General features: G+C 67.3%; 20 protein-coding genes. 7 read left to right on the plus strand and 13 right to left on the minus strand.

The window, feature by feature from the left end; translation table 11 throughout:
• Positions 1 to 66: 66 nt before the first annotated feature.
• From pbpC to prpB, 9 genes are all read right to left on the minus strand, one after another.
• The gene (gene pbpC, locus AC5P5S_RS03670; RefSeq protein WP_231336619.1) at positions 67 to 2,448 is read right to left on the minus strand and encodes a penicillin-binding protein 1C; all 2,382 of its coding nucleotides are present in this window, start codon (positions 2,446 to 2,448) and stop codon (positions 67 to 69) included.
• A 64-nt stretch (positions 2,449 to 2,512) separates the two neighbouring features.
• Complete coding sequence (locus AC5P5S_RS03675; RefSeq protein ID WP_231336620.1) at positions 2,513 to 7,420, minus strand: alpha-2-macroglobulin family protein; 4,908 nt, start codon at positions 7,418 to 7,420, stop codon at positions 2,513 to 2,515.
• A gap of 163 nt (positions 7,421 to 7,583) precedes the next feature.
• Positions 7,584 to 9,044, minus strand: a complete 1,461-nt coding sequence (locus AC5P5S_RS03680; protein WP_111687565.1) for a bifunctional 2-methylcitrate dehydratase/aconitate hydratase — start codon at positions 9,042 to 9,044, stop codon at positions 7,584 to 7,586.
• 150 nt (positions 9,045 to 9,194) lie between these two features.
• A complete protein-coding gene (gene prpF / locus AC5P5S_RS03685; RefSeq protein WP_111687566.1) occupies positions 9,195 to 10,373 on the minus strand; it encodes a 2-methylaconitate cis-trans isomerase PrpF in 1,179 nt (392 codons plus the stop codon).
• A gap of 3 nt (positions 10,374 to 10,376) precedes the next feature.
• Complete coding sequence (locus AC5P5S_RS03690) at positions 10,377 to 10,739, minus strand: type II toxin-antitoxin system RelE/ParE family toxin (RefSeq protein ID WP_005414161.1); 363 nt, start codon at positions 10,737 to 10,739, stop codon at positions 10,377 to 10,379.
• Entirely contained in the window at positions 10,736 to 10,978 is a 243-nt protein-coding gene (locus AC5P5S_RS03695; RefSeq protein ID WP_005410653.1) for a type II toxin-antitoxin system ParD family antitoxin, read from the minus strand. The genes AC5P5S_RS03690 and AC5P5S_RS03695 overlap by 4 nt, the downstream gene beginning before the upstream one ends.
• Positions 10,979 to 11,078: 100 nt before the next feature.
• Positions 11,079 to 13,697, minus strand: a complete 2,619-nt coding sequence (acnD, locus tag AC5P5S_RS03700) for a Fe/S-dependent 2-methylisocitrate dehydratase AcnD (protein ID WP_111687567.1) — start codon at positions 13,695 to 13,697, stop codon at positions 11,079 to 11,081.
• A gap of 97 nt (positions 13,698 to 13,794) precedes the next feature.
• Entirely contained in the window at positions 13,795 to 14,952 is a 1,158-nt protein-coding gene (prpC, locus tag AC5P5S_RS03705) for a bifunctional 2-methylcitrate synthase/citrate synthase (RefSeq protein WP_005410655.1), read from the minus strand.
• Between the two features lie 36 nt (positions 14,953 to 14,988).
• Positions 14,989 to 15,882, minus strand: coding sequence for a methylisocitrate lyase (gene prpB, locus AC5P5S_RS03710; RefSeq protein WP_032963526.1), 894 nt, complete (start codon positions 15,880 to 15,882; stop codon positions 14,989 to 14,991).
• Between the two features lie 154 nt (positions 15,883 to 16,036).
• Between prpB and prpR the strand changes: the two genes are divergently transcribed.
• Positions 16,037 to 17,620 carry a propionate catabolism operon regulatory protein PrpR gene (gene prpR / locus AC5P5S_RS03715; protein WP_005410657.1) on the plus strand — a complete coding sequence of 528 codons (1,584 nt, stop codon included), beginning with the start codon at positions 16,037 to 16,039 and terminating at the stop codon, positions 17,618 to 17,620.
• A 225-nt stretch (positions 17,621 to 17,845) separates the two neighbouring features.
• On the opposite strand, the gene AC5P5S_RS03720 is transcribed toward prpR, so the two are convergent.
• From AC5P5S_RS03720 to pdxH, 3 genes are all read right to left on the minus strand, one after another.
• Positions 17,846 to 18,307, minus strand: a complete 462-nt coding sequence (locus AC5P5S_RS03720; RefSeq protein ID WP_231336622.1) for a DoxX family protein — start codon at positions 18,305 to 18,307, stop codon at positions 17,846 to 17,848.
• A 122-nt stretch (positions 18,308 to 18,429) separates the two neighbouring features.
• Positions 18,430 to 18,780, minus strand: a complete 351-nt coding sequence (locus tag AC5P5S_RS03725) for a YqfO family protein (protein ID WP_231336623.1) — start codon at positions 18,778 to 18,780, stop codon at positions 18,430 to 18,432.
• A 9-nt stretch (positions 18,781 to 18,789) separates the two neighbouring features.
• The gene (gene pdxH, locus AC5P5S_RS03730) at positions 18,790 to 19,389 is read right to left on the minus strand and encodes a pyridoxamine 5'-phosphate oxidase (RefSeq protein WP_111687570.1); all 600 of its coding nucleotides are present in this window, start codon (positions 19,387 to 19,389) and stop codon (positions 18,790 to 18,792) included.
• 40 nt (positions 19,390 to 19,429) lie between these two features.
• On the opposite strand from pdxH, the gene AC5P5S_RS03735 reads away from it, so the two are divergent.
• Positions 19,430 to 20,257 carry a hypothetical protein gene (locus AC5P5S_RS03735; protein WP_060380704.1) on the plus strand — a complete coding sequence of 276 codons (828 nt, stop codon included), beginning with the start codon at positions 19,430 to 19,432 and terminating at the stop codon, positions 20,255 to 20,257.
• A gap of 6 nt (positions 20,258 to 20,263) precedes the next feature.
• On the opposite strand, the gene AC5P5S_RS03740 is transcribed toward AC5P5S_RS03735, so the two are convergent.
• Positions 20,264 to 20,467, minus strand: coding sequence for a dodecin family protein (locus AC5P5S_RS03740; protein ID WP_005410663.1), 204 nt, complete (start codon positions 20,465 to 20,467; stop codon positions 20,264 to 20,266).
• Positions 20,468 to 20,565: 98 nt separating this feature from the next.
• Here AC5P5S_RS03740 and AC5P5S_RS03745 point away from each other — a divergent pair, with 98 nt between their 5' ends.
• The 5 genes from AC5P5S_RS03745 (at position 20,566) to mdtD (ending at position 25,169) form a co-directional block, all read left to right on the plus strand.
• Positions 20,566 to 21,108 carry a shikimate kinase gene (locus tag AC5P5S_RS03745; RefSeq protein ID WP_005414151.1) on the plus strand — a complete coding sequence of 181 codons (543 nt, stop codon included), beginning with the start codon at positions 20,566 to 20,568 and terminating at the stop codon, positions 21,106 to 21,108.
• The gene (gene aroB / locus AC5P5S_RS03750; RefSeq protein WP_111687571.1) at positions 21,105 to 22,217 is read left to right on the plus strand and encodes a 3-dehydroquinate synthase; all 1,113 of its coding nucleotides are present in this window, start codon (positions 21,105 to 21,107) and stop codon (positions 22,215 to 22,217) included. Before AC5P5S_RS03745 ends, aroB begins: the two co-directional genes overlap by 4 nt.
• A 101-nt stretch (positions 22,218 to 22,318) precedes the next feature.
• Positions 22,319 to 22,558: a WGR domain-containing protein gene (locus AC5P5S_RS03755; RefSeq protein ID WP_005410666.1), complete on the plus strand. Its 240-nt coding sequence runs from the start codon at positions 22,319 to 22,321 to the stop codon at positions 22,556 to 22,558.
• A gap of 26 nt (positions 22,559 to 22,584) precedes the next feature.
• Positions 22,585 to 23,667, plus strand: coding sequence for a uroporphyrinogen decarboxylase (hemE, locus tag AC5P5S_RS03760; protein ID WP_012481016.1), 1,083 nt, complete (start codon positions 22,585 to 22,587; stop codon positions 23,665 to 23,667).
• 92 nt (positions 23,668 to 23,759) lie between these two features.
• A complete protein-coding gene (gene mdtD, locus AC5P5S_RS03765; protein ID WP_010482759.1) occupies positions 23,760 to 25,169 on the plus strand; it encodes a multidrug transporter subunit MdtD in 1,410 nt (469 codons plus the stop codon).
• The last annotated feature ends 214 nt before the right edge of the window (positions 25,170 to 25,383 follow it).

A 25,383-nucleotide genomic window follows, 5' to 3' on the forward strand; every position in this document is an offset into this window, starting at 1 on the left:
CGCACACGCCTTGGCAGATGCCCACCCTGGTGGGCGCATTTATCGCGTGCCAACCAGGGTTGGCACCTACCGCAGGACGTTGAACCTTACCTGTGTCCACGCGCCATCTGCCGCCAGCGCGGTCAAGGTGTGCGCGCCCGGCTCGGCGAACTCGCGCTGCATCAGCTGCGCACCGCGCGTCTGCGCGATCCAGCGTCCATCGAGCAACCAGTCCACCGCCTGCTCGCTGCCCAGCGCGCGCAGCTGCAGGCGTACGCCATGTTCCGAATTCGGCGCGCGCGCCAGCGTGGCGCCATCGTTGAGCCCATCGATGTGCAGCGCGACGCTGGCCTCGCGGCCATCATCACGGCAGTCCGGCGACAGCGCCGGCAGCTGCGAGGCTTCGCGCGTGGCCTTGGACAGCCACGGCGACAGCAACGCTGGCCAGCGCGCGATCTCGCGCGCGACTTCTTCGTGCGGCAAGCGGCAATCGGCTGACACGCGCAGACCGGTACGCGCATCGGCAAGGTAGCGCTGCCGACCCGGTTGCCAGCGCCGTGCCTCGCGTTCGGGGAAGGTCGGTGGTGCCGCGCCTTCCAGCAGATAGGCTGGCATCAGCCGCTGGCAGAGCGCAGCAGGCAGGCCTTCGGCACGCTCACCGGTCGGCCAGCAGATGTCTTCCTGGCTGACGCTGGCCGGCATCGGCGCAGCGGCCGAGTCACCGCGCTGGCGCGGCAGGCTGTCCACCACCTCGAACATCAGCGGCAACGCGGTCACCGCGCCGTACTGGCCCGGTAGCGGTGTGCCGTCCGGCCGCCCCACCCACACGCCCACGGTGTAGTGGCGGGTGCTGCCAATCGCCCACGCATCGCGGTACCCGTAACTGGTGCCGGTCTTCCACGCCACGCGCGGGCGGCCACCGACATCGAACGTCCCGACGCTATACCCCGGCCGCGGATTCGATTCCAGCATCTCGCGCACGATCCAGCTGGCGCCTGGCGAGGCCAGGCGCCGCTCGATCATCGGTTCGTCATCGGTGTAGCGCACGCGCCCGGCGATGCCGTTGCGGTTGAGCGCTGCGAACGCACCGACCAGATCTTCCAGCCGCGCACCGGTGCCGCCCAGGATCAGCGACAGATTGGGCGTGCTGCCCGGCGGGAAGCGCAGCTGGATGCCGGAGTGCGACAGGCGTGCGGCGAAGCGCGCCGGACCGACCCGCTGCAGCAGGTCCACCGAGGGCACGTTGAGTGACAGCCGCAGCGCGCTGGAGGCGCCGATCGGTCCATTGAAGGCCATGTCGAAGTTGCCGGGGCGGTAGCTGCCGAAACTCTGCGGCGCATCGACCAGCAGGCTTTCCGAATGGATCAGGCCATCGTCCAGCGCCATTGCATACAGGAACGGCTTGAGCGTGGAGCCCGGCGAGCGCCAGGCCTGCACCATGTCCACGTGGCCGAGCCGCTGGCGGTCACCGAACGCCAGCGTGCCGACATAGGCACGCGCCTGCAGGGTCTGGTTGTCGACCACCAGCAGGGCCGCCGAAGTGCGCTCGGGCAGCGTGGAGAAGTAGCTGGCCACGCGTTCTTCCAGGGTGCGCTGCAGGCCGATGTCGATACTGCTCTGGATGCGCGCCTGGCCCGGATGCGCCGAGTGCAGGCGCTGGGCCAGCAACGCGGCATGCAGCGGCGGCCGCAGCGAGCGTGCGACCACGTTCTCGATGCGCGCATCTTCCACTTCTTCCTCTGTCCACGCGCCCAGCTCGGCCATGCGTGACAGCACCTTGTCGCGCGCCTTCTGCGCCGTTTCCGGATGGCGGTCCGGGCGCAGCCGGCTCGGCGCCTGCGGCAGCACCGCCAGCAACGCGGCCTCGGCATGCGACAGCTGCGCCGCCGGCTTGCCCAGGTAGGCCCAGCTGGCCGCTTCCACGCCCTCGATGGTGCCGCCGTAGGGTGCGCGTTCCAGGTACAGGGCCAGGATCTGCTGCTTGCTCAGGTGCACTTCCAACTGCACCGCACGCAGCATCTGCTTGAGCTTGCCCCAGGGCGTGCGCGTATGCGGATCGAGGATGCGTGCGACCTGCATGGTCAAGGTCGAGCCACCGGACACGATGCGACCACCGCGCAGCAGCTGGCCACTGGCACGCAGGATCGCCAGCGGGTTGATGCCCGGATGGCGCCAGAACCAGCGGTCTTCGTAGGTCAGCAGCGCCTGCAGGTACAGCGGCGAGACGCTGTCGGTCGATGCCGGATAACGCCACACGCCCTCGGCATCGGCGAACGCACGCAGCGGCGTGCCATCGGCAGCCACCACCAGGGTGCTGGTATCGCGCTGCTTCGGCAGCGGCGGCGGGAAGGCGAAATCCAGCACCAGCAGCAGTGCCAGCGTGGCGGCCGTACCCCAGCGCAGCCACGGCCACAGCGGCTGCAGCCGGCGGCGCAGGGCCGCCCGCCGGGTCGTCATCGTGTTCGTCATTGCAGCGTGCCGCATTGGAGCTTGCCAGCTGGACGGGCCGCACCGTCGCGGCCCGTCCGCGCGGTCACGGCTGTACCACCGTGATCGTGGTCGGGTTGCTGCGGCCGACGCCGCGCAGCTGCGGCCGGTACATGTCCTCCACCAGCGGCGGCGGCACCGAGTAGGTACCCGGGGTCACCGCGCGCACCAGGTAGAACACGTTGGCCTTGCTGCCACGCGAGAGCTTCAGCGCGGCCACGTAGCGGTCGTCGCGGAATTCCTCGTGCTTGGTATCGGCGGCTTCACCCCGGTCGCTGATGGTGATGCCATCGACCACCACGTCGGCCCACTGCTTGGCATCGCCCAGGTTGAAGTTCTCGATCTCCAGGCCGGCCGGCAGCAGGTCGGTCAGCAGTGCATCGGGCATCGTGGTGTCAGCGGTGACGGTGACGCGCACGATCAGGGCTTCGCCTTCCTTCAGCGGCCGCGGCGACCACGGCTTGCCATCGGTGCCGTAGTAGCTGCGCTCGACGCCCAGCACGCTGTTATCCGGTGCCGGCGCGCTGCGCGGGATACCGGCGACGTCGATGCTGGCGAACATCGGCGGCTGGCCCTGCGGGGTGAAGCGCACGCCGCTGGCGAGTTCATTTGCACTGAAGTTGCGGCCGAACAGCTTGCGTTCGCCGATGGCTTCGGTGTTGCCACCGATCACCAGTTCACCGGCCACCAGCGCCTTCTGGTTGGCAGCAAGCGCCTTGCCAAGGCGGGCAATCGCCACCTGTTCCTGCGTGCTCAGCCACATCCAGCCGGCATTGCGGCGCGCATCCAGGCCGCGGCCGAGGTCAACCGCACGTGCATCCCAGGCCGGCTTGGCCAGCTTGTTTTCGTGGGTCAGCGCGATCATCAGCGCGTCATCACGGATCGCACTGCCGTAGTCGCCGAAGTACGACGGGCGTTCGCTGCTGGACTTGGCGAAGGCCGCGGCCAGCGCCGCCTGACCACGCTTGGCATCACCCTGCAACGACAGCGCCACGCCCAGGTGGACCAGCGACAGGCCGCCGACCGCCTTGCTGCGCTCGTTGTCGTACAGCGTGCGCAGGGTACCCAGCGGCGCACGGTTGACCCTGGCCAGCACGTAGCCCGAGTACGCCTGGTTGGCGAACTTCAGCTTCTCGCGGTCGTCCTGCCCATAGAACTGGTTGCCACCGGACAGCAGATCCTCGCTGAGGCGGTTGAGTGCCTTCTGCAGCACGTTGTCGGGCACTGCGAAGCCGGCGTCCTTGGCATCGAGCAGGAACTCGGTGATGTACGGGGTCAGCCACGGGTTCACGTAGCCGTCGTCACCCCACATCGAGAAGTTGCCATTGGCCACCTGCATCGACGCCAGGCGGCCAAACGCACCTTCCATGCGCTCGCGACGGGTCTTGGCATCCAGCCCGTCGGCACCGAGCATCGACGAAGTGGCCTGGTCCAGGATCAGCGCGGCGTAACCCTTGCTGGTGGTCTGCTCGGCACAGCCGTACGGGTAGTTCAGCGCGCCCTGCAGCGCACTGGCGAACGGGATCGGCGGCAGCGGGCTGACCAGCAGGCGGGCATTCACCGACTCGGCCATCAGGCCATCGGTCAGGCTGTTGTCGAGGCTGACCGCGGCCAACGGATCAAGCGTGCGCACCTGCGAACGCAGCACCTGCGGCCACGCCGCACGCACCGGCAGGTCGTAACGGCGATCGGCCTTGAAGCCGTTGCCGTCCACCCGCACCCGCACCTTGGCCACGCTGTGGCCCTCGCGTGCCGAAAGCGGGAAGCTCAACGTGGTCTTGGCATCGGCATTCAACTGCACGCTGCGGCTGCCTTCGCCCAGGTTCAGCGGTCCCTCGCTTTCCACCTTCACGTTGAACTGGCCCGGCTTGCCGGTGAAGTTCTGCACATCCAGGGTCACGGTGCTGCGGTCGCCCGGGGCGAGCACGCGCGGCATGCTGGCTTCAGCCAGGATCGGCGCGCGCACAACCGTTTCCACGTCGCGCTTGCCGTACTGGTCATCGCTGTAGACCAGTGCCGACACCCGCAGGGTACCGTTGAAGTCCGGCACCTTCAGGCGGATGCGGGCGATGCCCTTGGCATCGAGCTGCACCGGGCCAGAGAACAGGTCCACGGTCTGCACGCGCGCAGTCGGGCGCTTGGCCTGCGGCAACGCCTGCAGCGCCATGTCGCCACCGAACTTCAGCTTGCCGGCACCGCCGTCAAAGCTCTCGATCACCCGGCTGTAGATGTCGTAGGCATCGATGCCGAGGCGACGCTGGGCGAAGAAGTGCGCACCGGCATCGGGCACCGGGAAGCGGGTGATGTTGAGGATGCCCACGTCCACCGCCGAGACCGTGACGTGCGCCATTTTGCCGGCCAGCTGCGGTGCGCTGACCGTCACCGGCAGGTCCTGTTCCGGTCGCATCTGCTTGGGCGCTGCCAGGCCGACGGCCACGGTGCGCCCCTTGCGGTCCATCGGTACGTGCACCACGCCCACCGCACGGGCCGGGGTGATCTTGCTCGGCGCACTGCCGCCGCGGAACACCAGCGCGGTGATGTAGACGTCGTGGCGCTCCCAGTCAGCGGTGACCGGAATCTTGAAGGTCGAACCCGGCTTGGCGTCGATGTCCTGCACGTAGAGCATGCGGTCGGTCTCGACCATCAGGATGCCCTTGCCGGCGTGCGGCGGGGTCACCGTCACCTCTAGCGTGTCGCCTGCCTTGTAGCCGGTCTTGTCCAGGCCCAGCTTGATCTTGTCAGGGCGCGCGTCCAGGCCGCGGTTGTCATCCCCCCAGCTCCAGCCGGCGCGGAACGGGTAACGGCTGGTCAGGCCGGTGGACGGGTCGAACACGTCCACCCGGTACTCACCCCACTCCACCGGGAAATCGAAGGCGACCGCACTGCTGCCGGCATCGACGGTGCGGGTTTCCTTGTTCTCGAAACGACGGGTGAAATCGTAGTCCCAGCGGTTGTCGTTGAAGGTCCAGTGGTAGTCGCGCAGCTCGCGCACCAGAGTGATCTTCAGGCCCTTGGCCGGCTGCGGCGTACCAGCAGCATCCACGCGCATCAATTCGAAGCGCGCGTTGCCGTTGGAATCGGCACCGTCCTCCGGGTTGAACAGCGGGCGTACACCGACCAGGGCGTTGGCCGGCCACATCACCCGCTTCAGGGTACGGGTGACGGTGCGGCCACCGGTTTCATACAGGCTGCCGGACAGCACCACGGCAATCGGCGCCTTGGCCTTGGCCGCCTCTTCCGGCAGCGCCACATCCTCACGCAGCTGGCCGTTGCCCGGCAACGTGGTGTCGATCACGTCCTTGGCCTCGCGCGGCAGCTGCAGGGTCGGGTCACCGAAGGAATAGCCCGGCAGGCCCTCCACCGGCTTCTGTTCGGCGGCCACCGCCATACGTGCCGTGAAGCGGTTGCCATCGGCCGGTGCCCCGTACAGATAGGCACCATTGGCCTGCAGGCGCAGGTCCTCACCCGGCTTCAGCGTCTTCTGCGCGCTGTCCAGGTCCAGCTTCATGCGTTCCGGCAGGAACTCCTCGATGCGCAGGGTCATGCCCTGGATCGCTTCCTTGCTGGCCGGGTCGGTGCGGAACTCGACCTGCCAGCGCCCGGTCGGCGCCTCGGCGGGAATGACCTGCTCGAAGTTGATGTAGCCCTGGTCGCCCGGCTGCAGGCGGGTCTCGCGGAAAGTCTTGCCGTCGGGCTGCTTCAGGCGCAGGAATACCGGCTGCGCCTTGACCGGCTTGCCGTCGTTGTCGCGCAGCAGGGCGGACAGGCGCACGGTCTCGCCCGGGCGGTACAGGTCGCGGCCGGACCAGGCGTAGACGTCGAACCAGGCATTGTCACGGCCGGCCACGGCGAATTCGCTCAGATCCAGCGCCGGCTGGTTGAACGGCAGGAAGCTGGTGTCCTTGCCGGTGCTGGCGACCAGCACGTGGGTGGCATCCAGGGTGTAGTTCAACAGCGCGTTGCCATTGCCATCGGTGCTGCCCTTCAGCACCACCTCGCCCTTGGCATCGAGCACGCGCAGGTCGATGCCCTTCAGCGGCACGCCGTCCTTCAGGCCGGCGGTATGGACGAACAGCTTGTCCTTGTAGGCGCGGGTATGCAGGCCGATGTCGCTGACCGAGAAGAACGCGGTATCGAACTCGCCTTCGTAGTCACCGGTGCGCTTGAGCAGGGCGAAGTACAGGCCCGGCTCCTGCAGTTCCTTGATGTCCTGGGTCGGCAGGTAGGTCAGCACCCGCTCGTTCTTCTTGCCGCCCAGGATGAAGCGGTTGACGTAGACCGGCTCTGCCAGCTTGTTGATCGGGCTGCGCTCGTAGTCGCTGCTCAGCTCCCAGCTGCCGCGGCGGCCACCGCGCTGGTACTGGCTGAAGAAGGTCGGCAGGTCCTTCTCGCGCACGCGCAGGAACTCGACGTCGACCTCCGGCACGTTCACCGAGACCACCGGCAGGCCACGACTGTCCTTGGCCGGCAGCACGCTGCCCTGCGAGGCGAAGCCGACCACCGGTTTCAGCTCGCCGCTGAACACCTTCTGTTTCAGTTCCTTGCCCAGGCGGCTGCCATCGGCGGCCAGCAGGTCCGGCGAGACCACCAGGCTGAACTCCTTGCCGGCCTCGACGAACGGGTAGCGCAGGGTCAGGCCGTCATCGGACAGCGTCCAGCTGCTGTCGTCGGTGCCGACCTTCTCTTCGAAGCGCACCAGCTTGTCGAAATCCTGGGTACCGACCAGCGGGCGCGAGAACTCCAGCGCCAGCGACAGGCCGTCATTCTTCTGGTCCGGGTAGGTACGCAGCAGGGTGAATTCCTTCACCTGCTCGGCCTTGGTGGTGATGGCTTCACCGCTGGCCTTGGGCAGCTGCCCGCTGTCATTGCGGCAGCCGGCCAGGCCCAGCAACAGGCCTCCTGCCAGTACCGCCGCCGCCCATCCCCACCGCTTCCGCCGTGCCGGACCGCTCATGTCGTCACTCCTTGATCGAGGCGGCCATTATAGGCAGGCCGCGTCAAGGTGTTGACGCGATTTCGGCAATTGCCCCAAGTGCGGGTAGTGCCGGCCGCTGCCCGGCAACCGGCATGGCAGGTTGGATGGAATCGCCGGCCAGCGGCCGGCACTACCGATCGCCCTAGCCCGGCAGGTACAGGTCCACGTAGTCGGTCACCGGCATTGCCGCCAGGGCCACCGGGTCCAGCGATGCGGCCAGGATGCGCTGCTGCTGGCTGGTCGGGAAGCGGTGGGCCAGGTGCCGGCGGAACTTGTCCATCAGCAGCGGAATGCCTTCCTCGCGACGGCGCGCGTGGCCCAGCGGGTATTCCACCAGTACCTCGGGCAGCTCGGTGCCATCGGTGAAGCGCACGCTCAGGCCGTTGGCGATGCTGCGCTTGTCAGCTTCCAGGTAATCGGCGCTGAGCTGCGGGTCTTCATGGCAGGTCATCTTCGCGCGCAGCGCATCGATGCGCGGATCCGCCGCCACATCGTCCTCGTAGTCCTCTGCCACCAGCCGCCCATGCAGCAACGCGATGGCGACCATGTACTGCACGCAATGATCGCGGTCAGCGGGATTATGCAGCGGGCCCTGCTTGTCGATGATGCAGATGCAGGCTTCCTGGGTCCGGATCGCGATATGCGCGATGTCCTCGACCCGTCGCCCCATCGCACGCAGCTGCTGGTGCAGCGCGACCGCCGCCTCCACCGCGGTCTGGCCGTGGAACTCGGCCGGGTAGCTGATCTTGAACAGCACGTTCTCCATCACATAGCTGCCCAGCGGTCGCCCCAGCGTCAGTGCCTGACCGCGCATGGACACGGCCTCGAAGCCCCAGGTTGGCGCGCTCAGCACGCTGGGATAGCCCATCTCACCACTGGCCGCCATCAAGGCCAGGCGCACGCCACGGCTGGTCGCATCGCCGGCCGCCCAGCTCTTGCGCGAGCCGGTGTTGGGAGCGTGCCGGTAGGTGCGCAGCGCTTGGCCATCGACCCAGGCCAGTGACAGCGCATTGAGCATGCGCTCGCGGTCCAGCCCGAGCAGTTGGGCGACCACGGCCGTGGTAGCCACCTTGACCAGCACCACGTGGTCCAGCCCGACCCGGTTGAAGGAGTTCTGCAGCGCCAGCACGCCCTGGATCTCGTGCGCCTTGATCATCGCCAGCAGCACGTCGTGCACGGTCGGCGGCGGGCGGCGCAGGGCCTGCGCGTTGCGCCCCAGCCAGTCGCAAACAGCCAAGATGCCGCCGAGATTGTCGGAAGGATGGCCCCACTCGGCAGCCAGCCAGGTGTCGTTGAAATCCAGCCAGCGCACCATTGCGCCGAGATTGAAGGCGGCCTGCACCGGGTCCAGCACGTAGTGCGTGCCCGGCACGCGCGCGCCGTTGACCACGCTGATGCCCGGCACCAGTGGACCGAGCAGCTTGCTGCAGGCCGGGAAAGAAAGTGCCTCCAGTCCGCACCCAAGCGTATCGAGCAGGCAGTGGTGCGCGGTCTGGAACGCCAGCGGTGAGTCGATGCGTGCGTCGCGCACGTAATCGACGATGTCCACCAGCAGCGCATCCCACGCTGCACGCTCGTTGGATGGGGTGTGGCTGTCGGACATCGTCGATCTCCTCTTCAGAAGCAGGTCAGGCCGCGCCTCCCGGTAATCGCCAACCTAGGTTGGCGCTGGACCGTACCCGGGCGGTGCCAATGCAATGCCAACCAAGGCTGGCATCCACCAGAGCATGTGATGCCGGCGCCGTTCGGCTGGTTACTCGGCCGGTACCCGCACCTTGCCTTCCATCAATACGCGGGCGCTGCGGCTCATGATGGCCTTGGTCACTGTCCACTGGCCGTCAACGAGACCTGCCTGCGCACCCACGCGCAACGTGCCCGAGGGATGACCGAACGTCACCGCTTCGCGTTCGCCGCCACCGGCGGCGCGATTGACCAGCGTGCCCGGGATCGCCGCCGCAGTGCCGATCGCTACGGCGGCGGTACCCATCATCGCGTGGTGCAGCTTGCCCATCGACAACGCGCGCGCATGCAGGTCGATCGCCGAGGCCGGGATGGCCTTGCCACTGGACGACACATAGTCCTGAGCCGGTGCAACGAACGCCACCTTCGGCGTGTGCTGGCGCGTCGCCGCGTCCTCCAGGTTCTTGATCAGACCCATGCACAAGGCGCCGTAGGCGCGGATCTTCTCGAAGCGCTCCAGCGCTCCCTTGTCCTCGTTGATCGCCGGTTGCAGCTCGATACCGGTGTAGCCGAGGTCGGCGGCGTTGAGGAAGATGGTCGGGATGCCGGCGGTGATCATGGTCACCTCGAAGCTGCCCACGCCGGGCACGTCCAGTGTATCGACCAGATTGCCGGTCGGGAACATCGCGCCCGCATCACCGTCATCGGACGGATCGATGAATTCCAGCTGGATCTCGGCCGCCGGGAAGGTCACGCCATCCAGCTCGAAATCGCCGGTCTCCTGCACTTCGCCATCGCGCATCGGCACATGGGCGATGATGGTCTTGCCGATGTTGGCCTGCCAGATGCGTACGGTGCACAGGCCATCGCGCGGCACCCGGGCCGGATCGATCAGCCCATTGGCGATCGCAAACGGACCCACCGCGGTGCTGAGGTTGCCACAATTGCCGCTCCAGTCGACGAAGGCGGTATCGATCGAGACCTGGCCGTACAGGTAGTCCACATCGTGGTCCGGCACCGAAGCGGTGGAGATGATCACGCATTTGCTGGTGCTGGACGTTGCACCGCCCATACCATCGGTCTGCTTGCCATACGGATCGGGCGAGCCGATCACGCGCATCAGCAGCGCATCGCGTGCGGCGCCCGGCACCTGCGCGGCCTCGGGCAGGTCCTGCAGGCGGAAGAACACGCCCTTGCTGGTGCCACCGCGCATGTAGGTGGCGGGAATACGGAGTTGCGGGAGGAAGGTCATGGATCAGTATCCTGGATGCGACGAACCAATATCGGGGTTGAGCTTCTCGTCTTCGAACAGTGCTTCCATGCCCCGCGAAGCATTCCAGATGCGCACGATGGAAACGTGCGCAGGTAGCTCCACGTAGTAGATCAGGTAGCCGTTGAAGCGACGAACCGGATGAAAACGCAACGGCGCTGGCAGCGAGGGCAATAGACCCGCATGCAGTGCGGAACCAGCACCCGGGTGGGCCTCGATCAGCTTTACAACGGATTCCACCGCATCGATGAAGCCGATTTCCAGCACTTCTCCGCCTTGATCTGCATACCAGCCTGCTGCCTGGTCAAGATCTCGAACCGCTGCGGGGGACCAGTGCGAGGGCTTCACTTGCGGTTCCGTGCACGCTCACGCAGCTTGTCGAAGTGATCCGGCGCCAGAGGCGCCGAAGGTCCCGACGCCAGCCCCTCGGCAATCAGCTGCTTGAGCAGTTCTTCGGCCTTGCTGCGCTGGCGCTGGCGGATCAGGTCACGCACATAGTCCGACGTACTGGAGTAGCCGCCTTCGCGCACTTCTTCGTCCACGAACTGCTTGAGCGGATCGGTCAGCGAAATGTTCATGGTGGCCATGAAACTCTCCTTTGGCAGTTTTTGCCAAGCCAGTGTGCGCCCTGCCCTGGGGTCGGACAAGCCCGCCCCCGGCCTCCGGGGGCGGGCATTCAGCCGGCTATCACGCCACCTTGGCGCCTTCCAGGAAGTCCTGGGCGAAGCGCTGCAGCACGCCGCCGGCCTCGTAGATCGCCACTTCCTCGTCGCTGTCCAGGCGGCAGGTGACCGGCACCACCACGTCCTGGCCGTCACGGCGGTGGATGACCAGGGTCAGCTCGGCACGCGGGGTACGCTCGCCGATCACGTCAAAGGTCTCGGTGCCATCGATCCCCAGGGTCAGCCGGGTGGTGCCCGGCTTGAACTCCAGCGGCAGCACGCCCATGCCGATCAGGTTGGTGCGGTGGATGCGCTCGAAGCCCTCGGCCACGATCGCCTCCACGCCGGCCAGGCGCACGCCCTTGGCGGCCCAGTCACGCGAGCTGCCCTGGCCGTAGTCGGCACCGGCGATGATGATCAGCGGCTGCTTGCGCTGCATGTAGGTCTCGATCGCCTCCCACATGCGCATCACCTTGCCTTCCGGCTCCACGCGCGCCAGCGAACCCTGCTTCACGCTGCCGTCGTCATTGCGCACCATCTCGTTGAACAGCTTCGGATTGGCGAAGGTGGCGCGCTGCGCGGTCAGGTGGTCACCGCGATGCGTGGCGTAGGAATTGAAGTCCTCTTCCGGTAGGCCCATCTTCGCCAGGTATTCGCCGGCGGCACTGGACGCCAGGATCGCGTTGGACGGCGACAGGTGGTCGGTGGTGATGTTGTCCGGCAGCACCGCCAGCGCGCGCATGCCTGCCAGCGTGCGCTCGCCGGCCAGTGCGCCCTCCCAGTACGGAGGACGGCGGATGTAGGTGCTCTGCGGGCGCCAGTCGTACAGCGGGCTGACCGCGGCGCCGTGCTCCACGCGCACGTTGAACATCGGGTTGTAGACCTTGCGGAACTGCTCGGGCTTCACCGAGGCCTTCACCACCGCGTCGATCTCGGCATCGCTGGGCCAGATGTCCTTCAGGCGCACTTCGTTGCCGTCGGCGTCCACGCCCAGCACGTCCTTCTCGATATCGAAGCGGACGGTGCCGGCGATGGCATAGGCGATCACCAGCGGCGGCGAGGCCAGGAAGGCCTGCTTGGCGTACGGATGGATGCGGCCATCGAAGTTGCGGTTACCCGACAGCACGGCCGTGGAATACAGGTCACGGTCGATGATTTCCTGCTGGATCTTCGGATCCAGCGCACCACTCATGCCATTGCAGGTAGTGCACGCGAAGGCGACGATGCCGAAGCCGAGCTGTTCCAGGTCGGGCAGCAGACCGGATTCTTCCAGGTACAGCTGGACGGCCTTGGAACCCGGCGCCAGCGACGACTTCACCCACGGCTTGCGCTGCAGGCCACGCGCGTTGGCGTTGCGCGCCAGCAGTGCTGCGGCGATCACGTTGCGCGGATTGGAGGTGTTGGTGCAGCTGGTGATGGCCGCGATGATCACCGCGCCATCGGGCATCAGGCCCTGCGCCTGCTCGGCCTTGCCCGCTTCCAGCTTGGCCTCGTCGGCGATGCCGCGCTCGGCCAGCTCGGCAGTGGCCACGCGCTTGTGCGGGTTGGACGGGCCAGCCATGTTGCGCACCACGCTGGACAGGTCGAAGTGCAGCACGCGCTCGTACTGCGCGGTCGCCAGATCGTCGGCCCACAGACCGGTGGTGCGTGCGTAGTTTTCCACCAGCGCTACCTGCGACTCCTCGCGCCCGGTCAGGCGCAGGTAATCGGTGGTCTGTGCGTCGATGTAGAACATCGCGGCGGTGGCCCCGTATTCGGGGCACATGTTGGAGATGGTGGCACGGTCACCGATGGTCAGTGCCGCGGCACCCTCGCCGAAGAATTCAAGCCACGCGCCGACCACGCGTTCCTTGCGCAGGAACTCGGTCAGCGCCAGCACCACGTCGGTGGCGGTGATGCCCGGCTGCGGGCGGCCAGTCAGTTCGACACCGACGGTGTCAGGCAGGCGCATCCACGACGCGCGGCCCAGCATCACGTTCTCCGCTTCCAGACCACCCACACCAATGGCGATCACACCCAGCGCATCCACGTGCGGGGTGTGGCTGTCGGTGCCCACGCAGGTGTCCGGGAAGGCCACGCCGTCCTGCACGTAGATCACCGGAGACATCTTCTCCAGGTTGATCTGGTGCATGATGCCGTTGCCCGGCGGAATCACATCCACGTTCTGGAATGCCTGCTTGGTCCAGTCGATGAAGTGGAAACGGTCTTCATTGCGACGATCTTCGATCGCGCGGTTCTTCTCGAACGCCTGCGGATCGAAACCACCGCACTCCACCGCCAGCGAGTGATCGACGATCAGCTGCACCGGCACAACCGGGTTGACCTTGGCCGGGTCGCCACCCTTGTCGGCGATCGCATCACGCAGGCCGGCCAGGTCCACCAGCGCGGTCTGGCCGAGGATGTCGTGGCAGACCACGCGCGCCGGGAACCACGGGAAATCGAGGTCGCGACGGCGCTCGATCAGCTGCTTCAGCGAATCGCCGAGCGTGGCCGGGTCGCAGCGACGCACCAGGTTCTCGGCCAGCACGCGCGAGGTGTACGGCAGGGTGGCGTAGGCGCCGGGCTGGATCGCATCGACAGCGGCACGCGCGTCGAAATAATCCAGCGCGCTGCCGGGGAGGTTCTTGCGGTAATCGGTATTCATGGGCTGGCGGAGTACTTGGGGCGGGCCGGGTGCCGGCGGTGCGGCGGCGAAAGCACCCGGCCGGCACGCGGCCGGCCGGATGGGTACGGCAGGTGGATCAGACGCGCTTGTCGATGGCGACGAAGTCGCGGTCTTCCGGACCGATGTAGTTGGCGCTCGGGCGGATGATCTTGCCGTCGATACGCTGCTCGACGATGTGCGCGCTCCAGCCGGCGGTGCGGGCGATCACGAACAGGGGAGTGAACATCGCGGTCGGCACGCCCATCATGTGGTAGCTGACGGCGCTGAACCAGTCCAGGTTCGGGAACATCTTCTTGATGTCCCACATCACCGATTCCAGGCGCTCGGCAATGTTGTACATCTTCATGCTCGACTGCTCTTCGGACAGCTCGCGGGCCACGTCCTTGATCACCTTGTTGCGCGGATCAGAGACGGTGTAGACCGGGTGGCCGAAACCGATCACCACTTCCTTGCGCTCGACGCGGGCCTTGATGTCTTCCTCGGCCTCATCGGGACTGTCGTAGCGCTTCTGCACTTCGAACGCCACTTCGTTGGCGCCGCCGTGCTTCGGACCGCGCAGCGCGCCGATGCCACCGCAGATCGCGCTGTACATGTCGCTGCCGGTGCCGGCGATGACGCGGCAGGTGAATGTCGAGGCGTTGAACTCGTGCTCCGCGTACAGGATCAGCGAGGTGTGCATCGCCTTCACCCACGATTCCTGCGGCTTCTCGCCGTGCAGCAGGTGCAGGAAGTGGCCGCCGATCGAGTCATCGTCGGTTTCCACGTCGATGGCACGGCCGTTGTGGCTCCAGTGGTACCAGTACAGCAGCATCGAACCGAGGCAGGCCATCAGCTTGTCGGCGATGTCACGCGCGCCCGGATGGTTGTGGTCGTCCTTCTCCGGCGCCACGCAGCCGAGCACGGACACGCCGGTACGCATCACGTCCATCGGGTGTGCCGACGGCGGAAGCTCTTCCAGCGCCGCCTTCACCGCAGCAGGAATGCCACGCAGCGACTTCAGTTTGGCCTTGTACGAAACCAGCTCGGCTCGGGTCGGCAGCTTGCCGTGCACCAGCAGGTAGGCGATTTCCTCGAACTCGCTGGTGTTGGCCAGGTCCAGGATGTCGTAGCCACGGTAGTGCAGGTCGTTGCCACTACGGCCCACGCTGCACAGCGCGGTGTTGCCGGCAGCGGTGCCGGACAGGGCGACGGACTTCTTCGGCTTGAAGGTCGGGGTTGCGGTCGTATCGTTCATGTTTCCCTCCGAAAACTTGATGGTGCAGGGTACTGCTTATTTCTTGGCGGCGAACAGTGCATCGAGCTGCTGCTCGAAGGCGTGGTAGCCGATGCGGTCGTAGAGTTCTTCGCGGGTCTGCATGGTCTCCACCACATTGCGCTGGTGGCCATCGCGGCGCACCGCCTGGTAGACGTTCTCGGCGGCCTTGTTGGCGGCGCGGAAGGCCGACAGCGGGAACAGCTGGATCGCAACGCCGGCAGAAGCCAGTTCATCGCGGCTGAACAGCGGGGTGGCGCCGAACTCGGTGATGTTCGCCAGCACCGGCACCTTCACCGCGTCGACGAAGCGGCGATAGGTGTCCAGGTCGTAGGCCGCCTCGGCGAAGATGCCGTCGGCACCGGCCTCGACACAGGCGATGGCGCGCTCGATGGCCTTGTCCACGCCGTCCACCTGGATGGCGTCGGTACGCGCGATCAGGAAGAAGTCCGGATCGGTCTTGGCATCGGCAGCCGCCTTCACGCGGTCGACCATTTCACCCTGCGAGACGATTTCCTTGCCCGGGCGGTGACCGCAGCGCTTGGCGCCGACCTGGTCTTCGATGTGGCAGGCGGCCGCGCCGGCCTTGATCAGCGACTTCACGGTGCGCGCGATGTTGAACGCGCTCGGGCCGAAGCCGGTGTCGATGTCGACCATCAACGGCAGGTCGCAGACATCGGTGATGCGGCGCACGTCCACCAGCACGTCTTCCAGGGTGTTGATGCCCAGGTCCGGCAGGCCCAGCGAGCCCGCGGCAACACCGCCGCCGGACAGGTAGATGGCGCGGAAGCCGGCGCGCTTGGCCAGCAGGGCGTGGTTGGCGTTGATCGCGCCGATCACCTGCAGCGGCAATTCGGCAGCCAGCGCCTCACGGAAGCGGGCACCGGCGGAGAAAGGAGTGGAAGCGGTCATGCGGCAATCCAGGTTGAAGTACGGGAAAGAGAGCGCAAGCACCATGCCAAGCTGCAAGCCGTTGATTTCACGGGAATGACGCCCATGCAACAGCGAAACATATGAAACATTGAAACAGATGTATCATGAAACATCCCGTCCAACGCGCGCCGCCATGTACCTGCCCCGCTCGCCCCTGCGCCACGCCGATGCCGACCCCAGTCGGCCGGTGATCTGGACCGTCAGCGTCTCGCGGCTGACCGGTCTTCTCGGCGACGTCATTCCCGAGTTCGATCGCCGCGCGCGTATCGAGCAGATCAACCTCGGCTTCGAGGAAGCGGTGGACGTGATCGGCCAGCGCCTGCGCCGCGAGCACTGCGACGTGGTCATCGCTGGCGGCTCCAACGCGGCCTGGCTGCGCAGCCGGCTGGAGCTGCCGCTGGTGCCGATCCAGGCCAACGGCTTCGACCTGATGGAAGCCTTGGCGCGCGCACGGCGGATCGCCGGCCGTATCGGCCTGGTCACCCACGCCAGCGACGTGCCGGTGTTCAGCAACTTCCAGCAGAGCTTCGGCCTGGACATCGAGCATCGCCGCTTCGTCACCCGCGAGGACGCCCGCGACTGCATCGCCGACCTGCGCGCCAACGGCATCGAGGTGATCGTCGGCACCGGCATGGCCATCGACCACGCCGAACAGGCCGGACTGCCCGGCGTGCTGCTGTACTCGGCAGATTCGGTACGGCAAGCGTTCGAGCACGCGTTGGAACTGACCCAGACCCTGGCCCGCTCCGGCGGCAGCCGGCCCGCGCCGCGCCGCCGTGCCGCACCGCGCAGCGATGCCCACGACCTGCTCGGCGACAGCGAGGCCATGGCACAGGTGCGCGCACAGATCGCGCTGTACGCCCCGCATGACAGCACCGTACTGGTCACCGGCGAAACCGGCACCGGCAAGGAACTGGTGGCGCGCCAGCTGCACGCCGCCAGCGGACGCCGTGGCCGCTTCGTGGCACTGAACTGTGGCGCGATCAGCGAATCGCTGCTGGAAGCGGAGCTGTTCGGCTACAGCGATGGCGCCTTCACCGGCGCACGCCGTGGCGGCCGCGTCGGCCTGGTCGAGGCCGCTGACGGCGGCACCCTGTTCCTGGATGAAATCGGCGAACTGCCGCTGCCACTGCAGACCCGCCTGCTGCGGGTGCTGGAAGAACGCGAGGTACTGCGTGTCGGTGCCACCGAGCCGACCCCGGTCGACCTTCGCGTGGTGGCCGCGACCCTGCAGTCGCTCGAGCAGCGCGTGGCGGCCGGCAGCTTCCGCCGCGACCTGTATTACCGCCTGGCCGCGCTGCGCATCGCCCTGCCCGCACTGCGTGCCCGGCGCGGTGACATCCCGCTGCTGGCGCAGCATTTCTTCCGCCAGCTGCGTGGTATCGACGCGCCACTGGATGCGGAGGCACTGGCGGTGCTGACCACCGCCGAGTGGCCAGGAAACGTGCGCGAATTGCGCAATCTGGTGGATCGGCTGCGCATCCATTGGCAACCCGGTGAAGGGCTGATTGATGCCGCGCGACTGCTGCAGCTGGCACCCGAACTGGTGAATGAGGGCGCCGCTGCGCTACCGGTGGAAAGCAACGGCAAGCGGCCGCCGCGTGCGCAGTTGGAAACGCTGTTGCAGGAACACCGCAATGACCGCGAGGGCATGGCGCAGGCGCTGGGCGTCTCACGCACTACGCTCTGGCGCTGGCTGCGCGCGGAGGGATTGTAACGTCCTGCCATCTGGCTGGTGCACACCGATCTCTGGCCGGGGCGAACCGATGCCGATGTCTGTTGAGGGCAACCCGATGCCTGGGCGGTGCGAAGCGATCCCCGGTGGGTGCGAACCTTGGTTCGCACCGCTTTTCCCAATCACCCCATCCACGCATGGCGTGGAACTACTGGAGCGTCCAGGCGCTACAGCACGCTCGTCGGCCGGGCGCCGAATAAAGTGCAATCAGCGTGTCCAACGCGCTTCGATCGCGAACCGTCCACTCCCCACTGCGGCAATCCACAACAGCAACACACCCAGCGGCACTTCGCTCAGGTAGAAGAACCAGCTCAACCAATCCGGCAAGCTCAGTCCCGCAGGAATGCGCGCGATGCCATCGGTCAGCGCCGCCACCGCACAGATCCCCGCCAGCAGCAGGGCCGAAGGACGGCTGAGCAGGCCCAGCACCAGCAGGCCGCCCGCAATCCATTCAATGCCGCCGAGCACCGGCGCACTGAACACCGGGAACGGGATCCCCGCATCAACCAGCGTATGCACCATGCGTTCGCGGCCCGCATCGGTGAACACCTTGTTCCAGCCGGACACGCAGAACATCACCCCGGCGACGATGCGGGCGATCAACAGCAGGAACGCTTCCACGCCGTGACGCGGCGGCGGCACCGCAAACAGGCAACGCCAGGAGGGCATGGCAACTCCGGAAGTCGAGAACATCCGTCGGAGTGTGCCGGTTAAGGGCCTGCTCGCAGATGAAGCAAGCCGGTCCATTTGCGACAGCCTGCTCTTGTGGAGTCGAGCCCTGCTCGACTGCCTCATGCGTCGGCCAGCAGAAGCTCGATTTCCTCCACCTGCACCACCGGCACCTGCCACGGATGATGCGGCACGATGCCCTGTTCGAAGATGCGCTGCAGCCGCTGCGGATCGCGCAGCAGGCAGAATTCCAGGCGTACGCTGTCGACCACTTCGGTGCGCCCCGCCTCACCCTGCACGGGCGACGCACCCACGCGCGGGCGGAACTGTTCGAACCCCGGCGCCGACCACCACATACCGTGCTCGTAGTCGCCGGCCGCCAGCGCATCCACCGCCAGGATGCCCTGCTTCACAGCGCCCAGTGCTGCCGACGGCACGAACACCACTACGCGGTACAGCGCCACGCGTTGCATCGGGCAGCCTTACGGGTACAGCAGGCGCTTGCTCCAGCGCCCTTCGGCGCCGGCTTCATAGCACCAGCGTTCGTGCAGGCGGAACTGCGCGCCGTACCAGAACTCGATGCGGTCGGGCACCACGCGCAGGCCACTCCAGCCCTCCGGGCGCGGCACATCCTTGCCCTCGAAGCGGGCTTCGACCTCGGCCACGCGCGCATCGAATTCCTCGCGCGTTGCCAGCGTCTTCGACTGCTGCGAGGCCCACGCGCCGATCTGGCTCATGCGCGGGCGGCTGGCGAAATAGGCATCGGCTTCGGCATCGGCGACCTGCTCCACACGGCCTTCAATGCGCACCTGGATGCCGGCCTCACGCAGGCTGCGCCACAGGAACAACAGCGCGGCCTGCGGATTGACCTGCAGTTCCTGGCCCTTGTGGCTGTCCAGGTGGGTGTAGAAGACGAAGCCACGCTCGTCGAAGGCCTTCAGCAGCACAGTGCGTGCCGAGGGACGGCCCTGCGTATCGGCGGTGGCCACGGTCATCGCGTTCGGCTCGACCTCGCGGCTCTGTTTGGCCTCCTCGAACAGGCCGGCAAACGTGGACAGGGCTTCGGCGTACAGGTCGCTCATGATTGCGTTCTTCTCACACGGATTGGGCTATTGTGGCTGCATGGCCGCTGCTGCGTATATGCCCCAGGTGAAAGGATTCCCCGAAACATTGGCCGAACAGGTGCTGGACGATGCACTGGGCAACGCTGCAGCGGTTCCAGTATTGGCGATCAGCGGCCTGCAGGGGAGCGGCAAATCGACGCTGGCCGCGCAGGTGGTGGCGCGCGCCCAGTCGCGCGGCCTGAACGCCGCCACGCTGTCCATCGATGACGTCTACCTGACCCGCGCACAGCGGCAGCGGCTGGCCCGCCAGGTGCACCCGCTGCTGATCACCCGAGGCCCGCCGGGCACCCATGACCTGCCGTTGGCCCATGCAGTGCTGGACGCCGTGGCCACACGCCAGCCCTTCGCGATGCCGCGCTTCGACAAGCTGGCCGATGAACGCCTGCCCGAAGCGCACTGGCCGCGCCTGCAGCAACCGCTGGACCTGCTGGTCTTCGAAGGCTGGTTCCTTGGCACCCCCGCGCAGGATGACGACGCGCTGGACAGCCCGTTGAACGCACTGGAGCGCGAAGCCGACGCCGATGGTCGCTGGCGGCGCTGGTGCAACCAGGCGCTGGCCCGCGACTACCCGGCGCTGTGGCAGCGCTGCGACCGCCTGTGGTTCCTGCAGCCGCCGGATTTCTCGGTGGTACCGCGCTGGCGCTGGCAGCAGGAGCAGAACCTGCAGGCCGCGCAGCCCGGCCGGCACGGCATGAGCCGGCCACAGCTGGAGCGCTTCGTGCAGTACTACGAGCGGGTCAGCCGGCAGGCGCTGCATGCCCTGCCCGCCCTGGCCGACCACGTGGTGGTGCTGGACGGCCAGCGACAGGTGCAGGACGTGCGCTGAGCGCGCCTATTCCACCAGGAAGGTCACCCGCAGGTTGACCCGCCATTCGGTGATTTCGCCGCTGCCATTGGTCACCACCTTGGTCTCGTTCACCCAGGCGCCCTGGATGCCCTTGACCGTCTCGGAGACCTTCTTCAGACCGCTGCGCACGGCGTCCTCCACGCTCTTCGGCGAGGAGGCGGTGATTTCGATGACCTTCGCGACCGTCATGGCCTGTACTCCGGTTGGCGCGGGAAACCCCGCAGGAACGCCTACCCTGACGTGAAGGACGTAAAGGCCAGGGCACGGAGGTGTTAGCATCACAGGGCATGAATCCTGCTCCGAACCTGATCCTGATCGGCCCGATGGGCGCCGGCAAAACCTGCATCGGCCGCCGTCTGGCCGAGCGCTTCACGCTGGACTTCGTCGATGTCGACCAGGCCATCGTCGATGCCGCCGGCGCCAGCATCCCGACCATTTTCGAGCACTCCGGCGAGGCCGGCTTCCGCAGCCATGAACGCGAGGCGCTTGCCCGCGTGCTGGAAGGTCGCGGCCAGCTGGTCTCCACCGGTGGCGGCGCGGTGCTGGATCCTGGCAACCGCGCGTTGATCGCCCAGCGCGGCTTCGTGGTCTACCTGCGGGTCAGCGTGACCGCGCAGCTGGAGCGCCTGGCCCGCGACAAAGGCAGGCCGCTGCTGCAGCGCCCGGACCGTGAGCAGGTGCTGCACGATCTGGCCGCGCACCGCGACCCGCTGTACCGCGAACTGGCCGACATCACCCTTGATACCGACCCGTACACCGCTGCCGACGCGACCGCCCACCTGGTGGTCAAGCTGGCCACGCAATGGCAGCGCCAGGACCTGACCCCATGACTTCCCCCGCCCTGCTGCAGGTCGCCGTCGGCGGCGACCGCCCTTACCCCATCACCATCGGCGCCGGTGCGCAGGCAGACGGCACCGCGCTGGCCTCGCATGTGCGTGGCCGCCACGTGCTTTTGCTCAGCGACAGCGAAGTGGCCCCGCGCTATCTGGATGCCGTGAAGCAGACCCTTCTGACCGCACGCCCCGACCTGATCGTCGGCGAGCATGTGCTGGCCGCGGGCGAGGCCTCCAAGACGCTGGCCGAATTCGGCCGTGCCATCGAAGCCCTGGCCGCGCTCGGCGCCACCCGCGACGCCTGCGTGTTCGCCCTCGGCGGCGGCGTGGTCGGTGATCTCGCCGGCTTCGCTGCGGCCTGCTGGATGCGCGGCGTGGACTGCGTGCAGCTGCCGACCACCCTGTTGGCGATGGTCGATTCGTCGGTGGGCGGCAAGACTGCGGTCGACATCCCGGCCGGCAAGAACCTGGTCGGCGCGTTCCATCCGCCGCGCGCGGTGATCGCCGATACCCGCGTGCTGGCCACCCTGCCGCCGCGCGAGCTGCGTGCCGGCCTGGCCGAAGTGGTGAAGTACGGCGCGCTGGGTGATGCCGTGTTCTTCGAATGGCTGCAGCAGCATGCCGATGCGCTGCTGGCCGGCGAGGATGCGGTACTGGCCGAAGCCATCGCGCGCAGCTGCCGGCACAAGGCCGCCATCGTCGAGCGTGATCCGTTCGAGAAGGGCGAGCGCGCCCTGCTCAACCTCGGCCATACCTTCGGCCATGCCATCGAAACCGAGCAGGGCTACTCGGCCCCGGGCCGCGATGCACTGAACCACGGCGAAGCGGTCGCGGTGGGCATGGTATTGGCCGCGAAGCTGTCCACCGATCTGGGCCTGGCCGACGATGCCGATCGCGCACGCCTGCAGGCGCTGCTGGAACGGCTCGGCCTGCCGGTGTCGATCCCGGCCGGGCTGGACCCGCAGGCCCTGCTCGGCCGCATGCGGCTGGACAAGAAGAATGTGGCCGGCCGCCTGCGCCTGGTGCTGTGGCGCGGCATGGGCCGCGCCGAAGTGGTGCCGGACGTGGATGAAGCGGCGGTGCTGAAGGTGCTGTCGGCCCGGTAGTGCCGGCCGCTGGCCGGCAACGTCAGCAACGAGGAAGCCCGCCAGCCGTCGGCACGACCGCGTTGCGGCCGGGGTCACCCTGGCCCCGCTACAATCGGCCCATGCACGTCTACCTGCAACATCCCGACGCCGGTGCGCAGGCACCGCGCTTCCTGCGGCTGAGCCTGCAGCCGGACCTGTTCGGCGGCTGGGAGCTGCTGCGCGAGAGCGGCCGCGTCGGTAACCGCTCGCAGCTGCGGCGCGAGCTGTTCCTGCAGGCCGACGAAGCCCGTCATGCCTTCGAGAAGGCCCGCGATGCCGAACTGCATCGCGGCTTCCAGATCCTCTCGCACGGCGACTGACGCCGCTGCCAACTTTCGTCCAAGGAATGCCCATCGTGACCAGCCCTCTCCGCAACGATCGCCTGCTGCGCGCCCTGCGCCGCGAACCGGTGGACTGCACCCCCGTCTGGCTGATGCGCCAGGCCGGCCGCTACCTGCCGGAGTACCGCGCAACCCGGGCCAAGGCCGGCAGCTTCCTGGCCATGGCCAAGAACCCGGAGATCGCCTGCGAAGTCACGCTGCAGCCGCTGCGCCGATTCCCGCTGGACGCAGCCATCCTGTTCTCGGACATCCTCACCATTCCCGATGCGATGGGCCTGGAGCTCTACTTTGTTGAAGGCGAAGGCCCGAAGTTCCGTCATCCGGTGCGTGACGAAGCGGCCATCGCCCGGCTGGCGGTACCGGACATGGAGCAGGACCTGGGCTACGTGATGGACGCGGTACGCCTGATCCGCCGCGAGCTGGACGGCCAGGTACCGTTGATCGGCTTCTCCGGCAGCCCCTGGACACTGGCCTGCTACATGGTGGAAGGCGGCGGCAGCAAGGATTTCGCGCGCATCAAGGCAATGGCGCTGAACCATCCGCAGGCCCTGCACCGCCTGCTGGAGGTCACCACCGACGCGGTGATTGCGTACCTGGGCGCGCAGCGCGCGGCCGGTGCGCAGGCGCTGCAGGTGTTCGACACCTGGGGCGGCGTGCTGTCGCCGGCCATGTACCGCGAGTTCTCGCTGCGCTACCTGCAGCGCATCGCCGAGGGCCTGGAGCGCGGCGAAGGCAGCGAGCGCACGCCGCTGATCCTGTTCGGCAAGGGTACCGGCCTGCACCTGGAAGCGCTGTCGCAGACCGGCGCCGATGCACTGGGCCTGGACTGGACGCTGGACCTGGACGAGGCGATGCGCCGCACCGGTGGCCGCGTCGCGCTGCAGGGCAACCTCGACCCGACCACGCTGTACGCCTCGCCGGATGCGATCGCCGCAGCCGCAGCGCGGGTGCTCGACACCTACGCCGCCGGCAATGGCGGTTCGCGCGAGGGCCACGTGTTCAACCTCGGCCACGGCATGTCGCCGGACATGGACCCGGCCCACGTGCAGGTGCTGGTCGACGCGGTGCACGCGCACAGCCAGCGCTGAGCATTCGGCATACGGTTGCGGCGCGATGTTGATCGCGCCGTGACCCACAGTGCGCGATCATGGCATCCCCCACGCTGCACCGGCCGCACCCCATGTCCACATCGCCATCGACCTACAACCGCCAGCGCCCCCTGCTGTGGCTGGTGTCCTTGGCGATCTTCATGCAGATGCTGGACTCGACCATCGTCAACACGGCATTGCCGGCGATGGCGGCCAGCCTGGGCGAAAGCCCGCTACAGATGCAGTCGGTGGTGTTCAGCTACGCGCTGGCGGTGGCCACCTTCATTCCCGCCTCGGGCTGGATCGCTGACCGCTACGGCACCCGTCGCACCTTCCTGGTGGCGATCATTCTGTTCACCCTCGGCTCGCTGGCCTGCGCGCTGGCCCAGCACCTGCACCAGCTGGTCGGTGCGCGCGTGCTGCAGGGCATCGGCGGTGCCATGCTGCTGCCGGTCGGCCGGCTGGCAGTGATGCGATCAGTACCGCGCGAGGATTTCCTGCGCGCGATGAGCTTCATCGCCATCCCGGCCCTGGTCGGCCCGCTGATCGGCCCCACGCTGGGCGGCTGGCTGGTGGAGATCGCCTCGTGGCACTGGGTGTTCCTGATCAACCTGCCGATCGGCGTGATCGGATTCATCGCCGCGATGAAGATCATGCCCGACCACTACGCCAGCCATCGCACCCGTTTCGACCTGCGTGGCTACATCATGCTGGCCTTCGCGATGGTGGTGCTGTCACTGGCGCTGGACGGCATCTCCGGACTGGGCACGCCACACGCGCTGGTGATGCTGATGACCGTTGCAGGGCTGGCGGCGCTGGTGGGTTACTGGCTGCACGCTGCCAATTCGACGGCGCCGTTGTTCTCGCTGGCGCTGTTCCGCGTACCCAGCTACCGCATCGGCATTCTCGGAAATCTTTTCTCGCGCATCGGCAGCAGCGCCATGCCGATGCTGATCCCGTTGCTGCTGCAGGTCGGCCTGGGCCTGGGCCCGATGAACGCCGGCCTGATGATGGTGCCGGTGGCAGCCGCCGGCATGGTCTCAAAGAAACTGGCAGTGAAGCTGGTGGAGCGCTACGGCTACCGCCGCGTGCTGATGGTCAACACCGTGCTGGTGGGCCTGGCGATGGCCAGCTTCATCCTGATGACACCCGGCCAGCACCTGGCCTGGCGCCTGCTGCAGCTGGCGTTCTTCGGCGCGGTCAATTCGCTGCAGTTCACCGTGATGAACACCGTGACCCTGCGCGATCTGGACCGTGAGTTCGCCAGTTCCGGCAACAGCCTGCTGTCGATGGTGATGATGCTCGCCGCCGGCTTTGGTGCTGCTGCGGCCGGCAGCCTGCTGGCCGCGTTCGGCAACCACCTGGACAGCAACAGCGCCACCGCCGCGCTGCATGCCACGTTCCTGTGCGTGGGCGCGATCACCCTGACCTCGACGATGATCTTCTGGCAGCTGCCCGATACCAAGCCGGAGCCACGGCAGGTCGAGCACGTTGCGGAGTGAGGGTGGTTCGGCAGGGCCTGCGGCCCTGCACCTGCAGAGGCTTCAAGCCAAGGCAACAGCAACGGCAAAAGCAGGCATTTCGTGGGTGGTGGGGCGGTGTGGGCTTGCAGGACACGCCGTAAACCCGTCCCTGGGGGCTCGATGGCGCCATCCATGGCGCCAACGGTCCTGCAAGCCCACACCGCCCCACCTCTGACAGATTTTCGCGATCGGG

The sequence above is a fragment of the Stenotrophomonas sp. YJH_SMC_54 genome (assembly GCF_059368435.1).

Coding starts and splice junctions, on each gene's coding strand:
- pbpC (WP_231336619.1), bottom strand. CDS start 2,448: ATGACGAACACGATGACGACCCGGCGGGCGGCCCTGCGCCGCCGGCTG.
- AC5P5S_RS03675 (WP_231336620.1), bottom strand. CDS start 7,420: ATGAGCGGTCCGGCACGGCGGAAGCGGTGGGGATGGGCGGCGGCGGTA.
- AC5P5S_RS03680 (WP_111687565.1), bottom strand. CDS start 9,044: ATGTCCGACAGCCACACCCCATCCAACGAGCGTGCAGCGTGGGATGCG.
- prpF (WP_111687566.1), bottom strand. CDS start 10,373: ATGACCTTCCTCCCGCAACTCCGTATTCCCGCCACCTACATGCGCGGT.
- AC5P5S_RS03695 (WP_005410653.1), bottom strand. CDS start 10,978: ATGGCCACCATGAACATTTCGCTGACCGATCCGCTCAAGCAGTTCGTG.
- acnD (WP_111687567.1), bottom strand. CDS start 13,697: ATGAATACCGATTACCGCAAGAACCTCCCCGGCAGCGCGCTGGATTAT.
- prpC (WP_005410655.1), bottom strand. CDS start 14,952: ATGAACGATACGACCGCAACCCCGACCTTCAAGCCGAAGAAGTCCGTC.
- prpB (WP_032963526.1), bottom strand. CDS start 15,882: ATGACCGCTTCCACTCCTTTCTCCGCCGGTGCCCGCTTCCGTGAGGCG.
- prpR (WP_005410657.1), top strand. CDS start 16,037: ATGTACCTGCCCCGCTCGCCCCTGCGCCACGCCGATGCCGACCCCAGT.
- AC5P5S_RS03720 (WP_231336622.1), bottom strand. CDS start 18,307: ATGCCCTCCTGGCGTTGCCTGTTTGCGGTGCCGCCGCCGCGTCACGGC.
- AC5P5S_RS03725 (WP_231336623.1), bottom strand. CDS start 18,780: ATGCAACGCGTGGCGCTGTACCGCGTAGTGGTGTTCGTGCCGTCGGCA.
- pdxH (WP_111687570.1), bottom strand. CDS start 19,389: ATGAGCGACCTGTACGCCGAAGCCCTGTCCACGTTTGCCGGCCTGTTC.
- AC5P5S_RS03735 (WP_060380704.1), top strand. CDS start 19,430: ATGGCCGCTGCTGCGTATATGCCCCAGGTGAAAGGATTCCCCGAAACA.
- AC5P5S_RS03740 (WP_005410663.1), bottom strand. CDS start 20,467: ATGACGGTCGCGAAGGTCATCGAAATCACCGCCTCCTCGCCGAAGAGC.
- AC5P5S_RS03745 (WP_005414151.1), top strand. CDS start 20,566: ATGAATCCTGCTCCGAACCTGATCCTGATCGGCCCGATGGGCGCCGGC.
- aroB (WP_111687571.1), top strand. CDS start 21,105: ATGACTTCCCCCGCCCTGCTGCAGGTCGCCGTCGGCGGCGACCGCCCT.
- AC5P5S_RS03755 (WP_005410666.1), top strand. CDS start 22,319: ATGCACGTCTACCTGCAACATCCCGACGCCGGTGCGCAGGCACCGCGC.
- hemE (WP_012481016.1), top strand. CDS start 22,585: ATGCCCATCGTGACCAGCCCTCTCCGCAACGATCGCCTGCTGCGCGCC.
- mdtD (WP_010482759.1), top strand. CDS start 23,760: ATGTCCACATCGCCATCGACCTACAACCGCCAGCGCCCCCTGCTGTGG.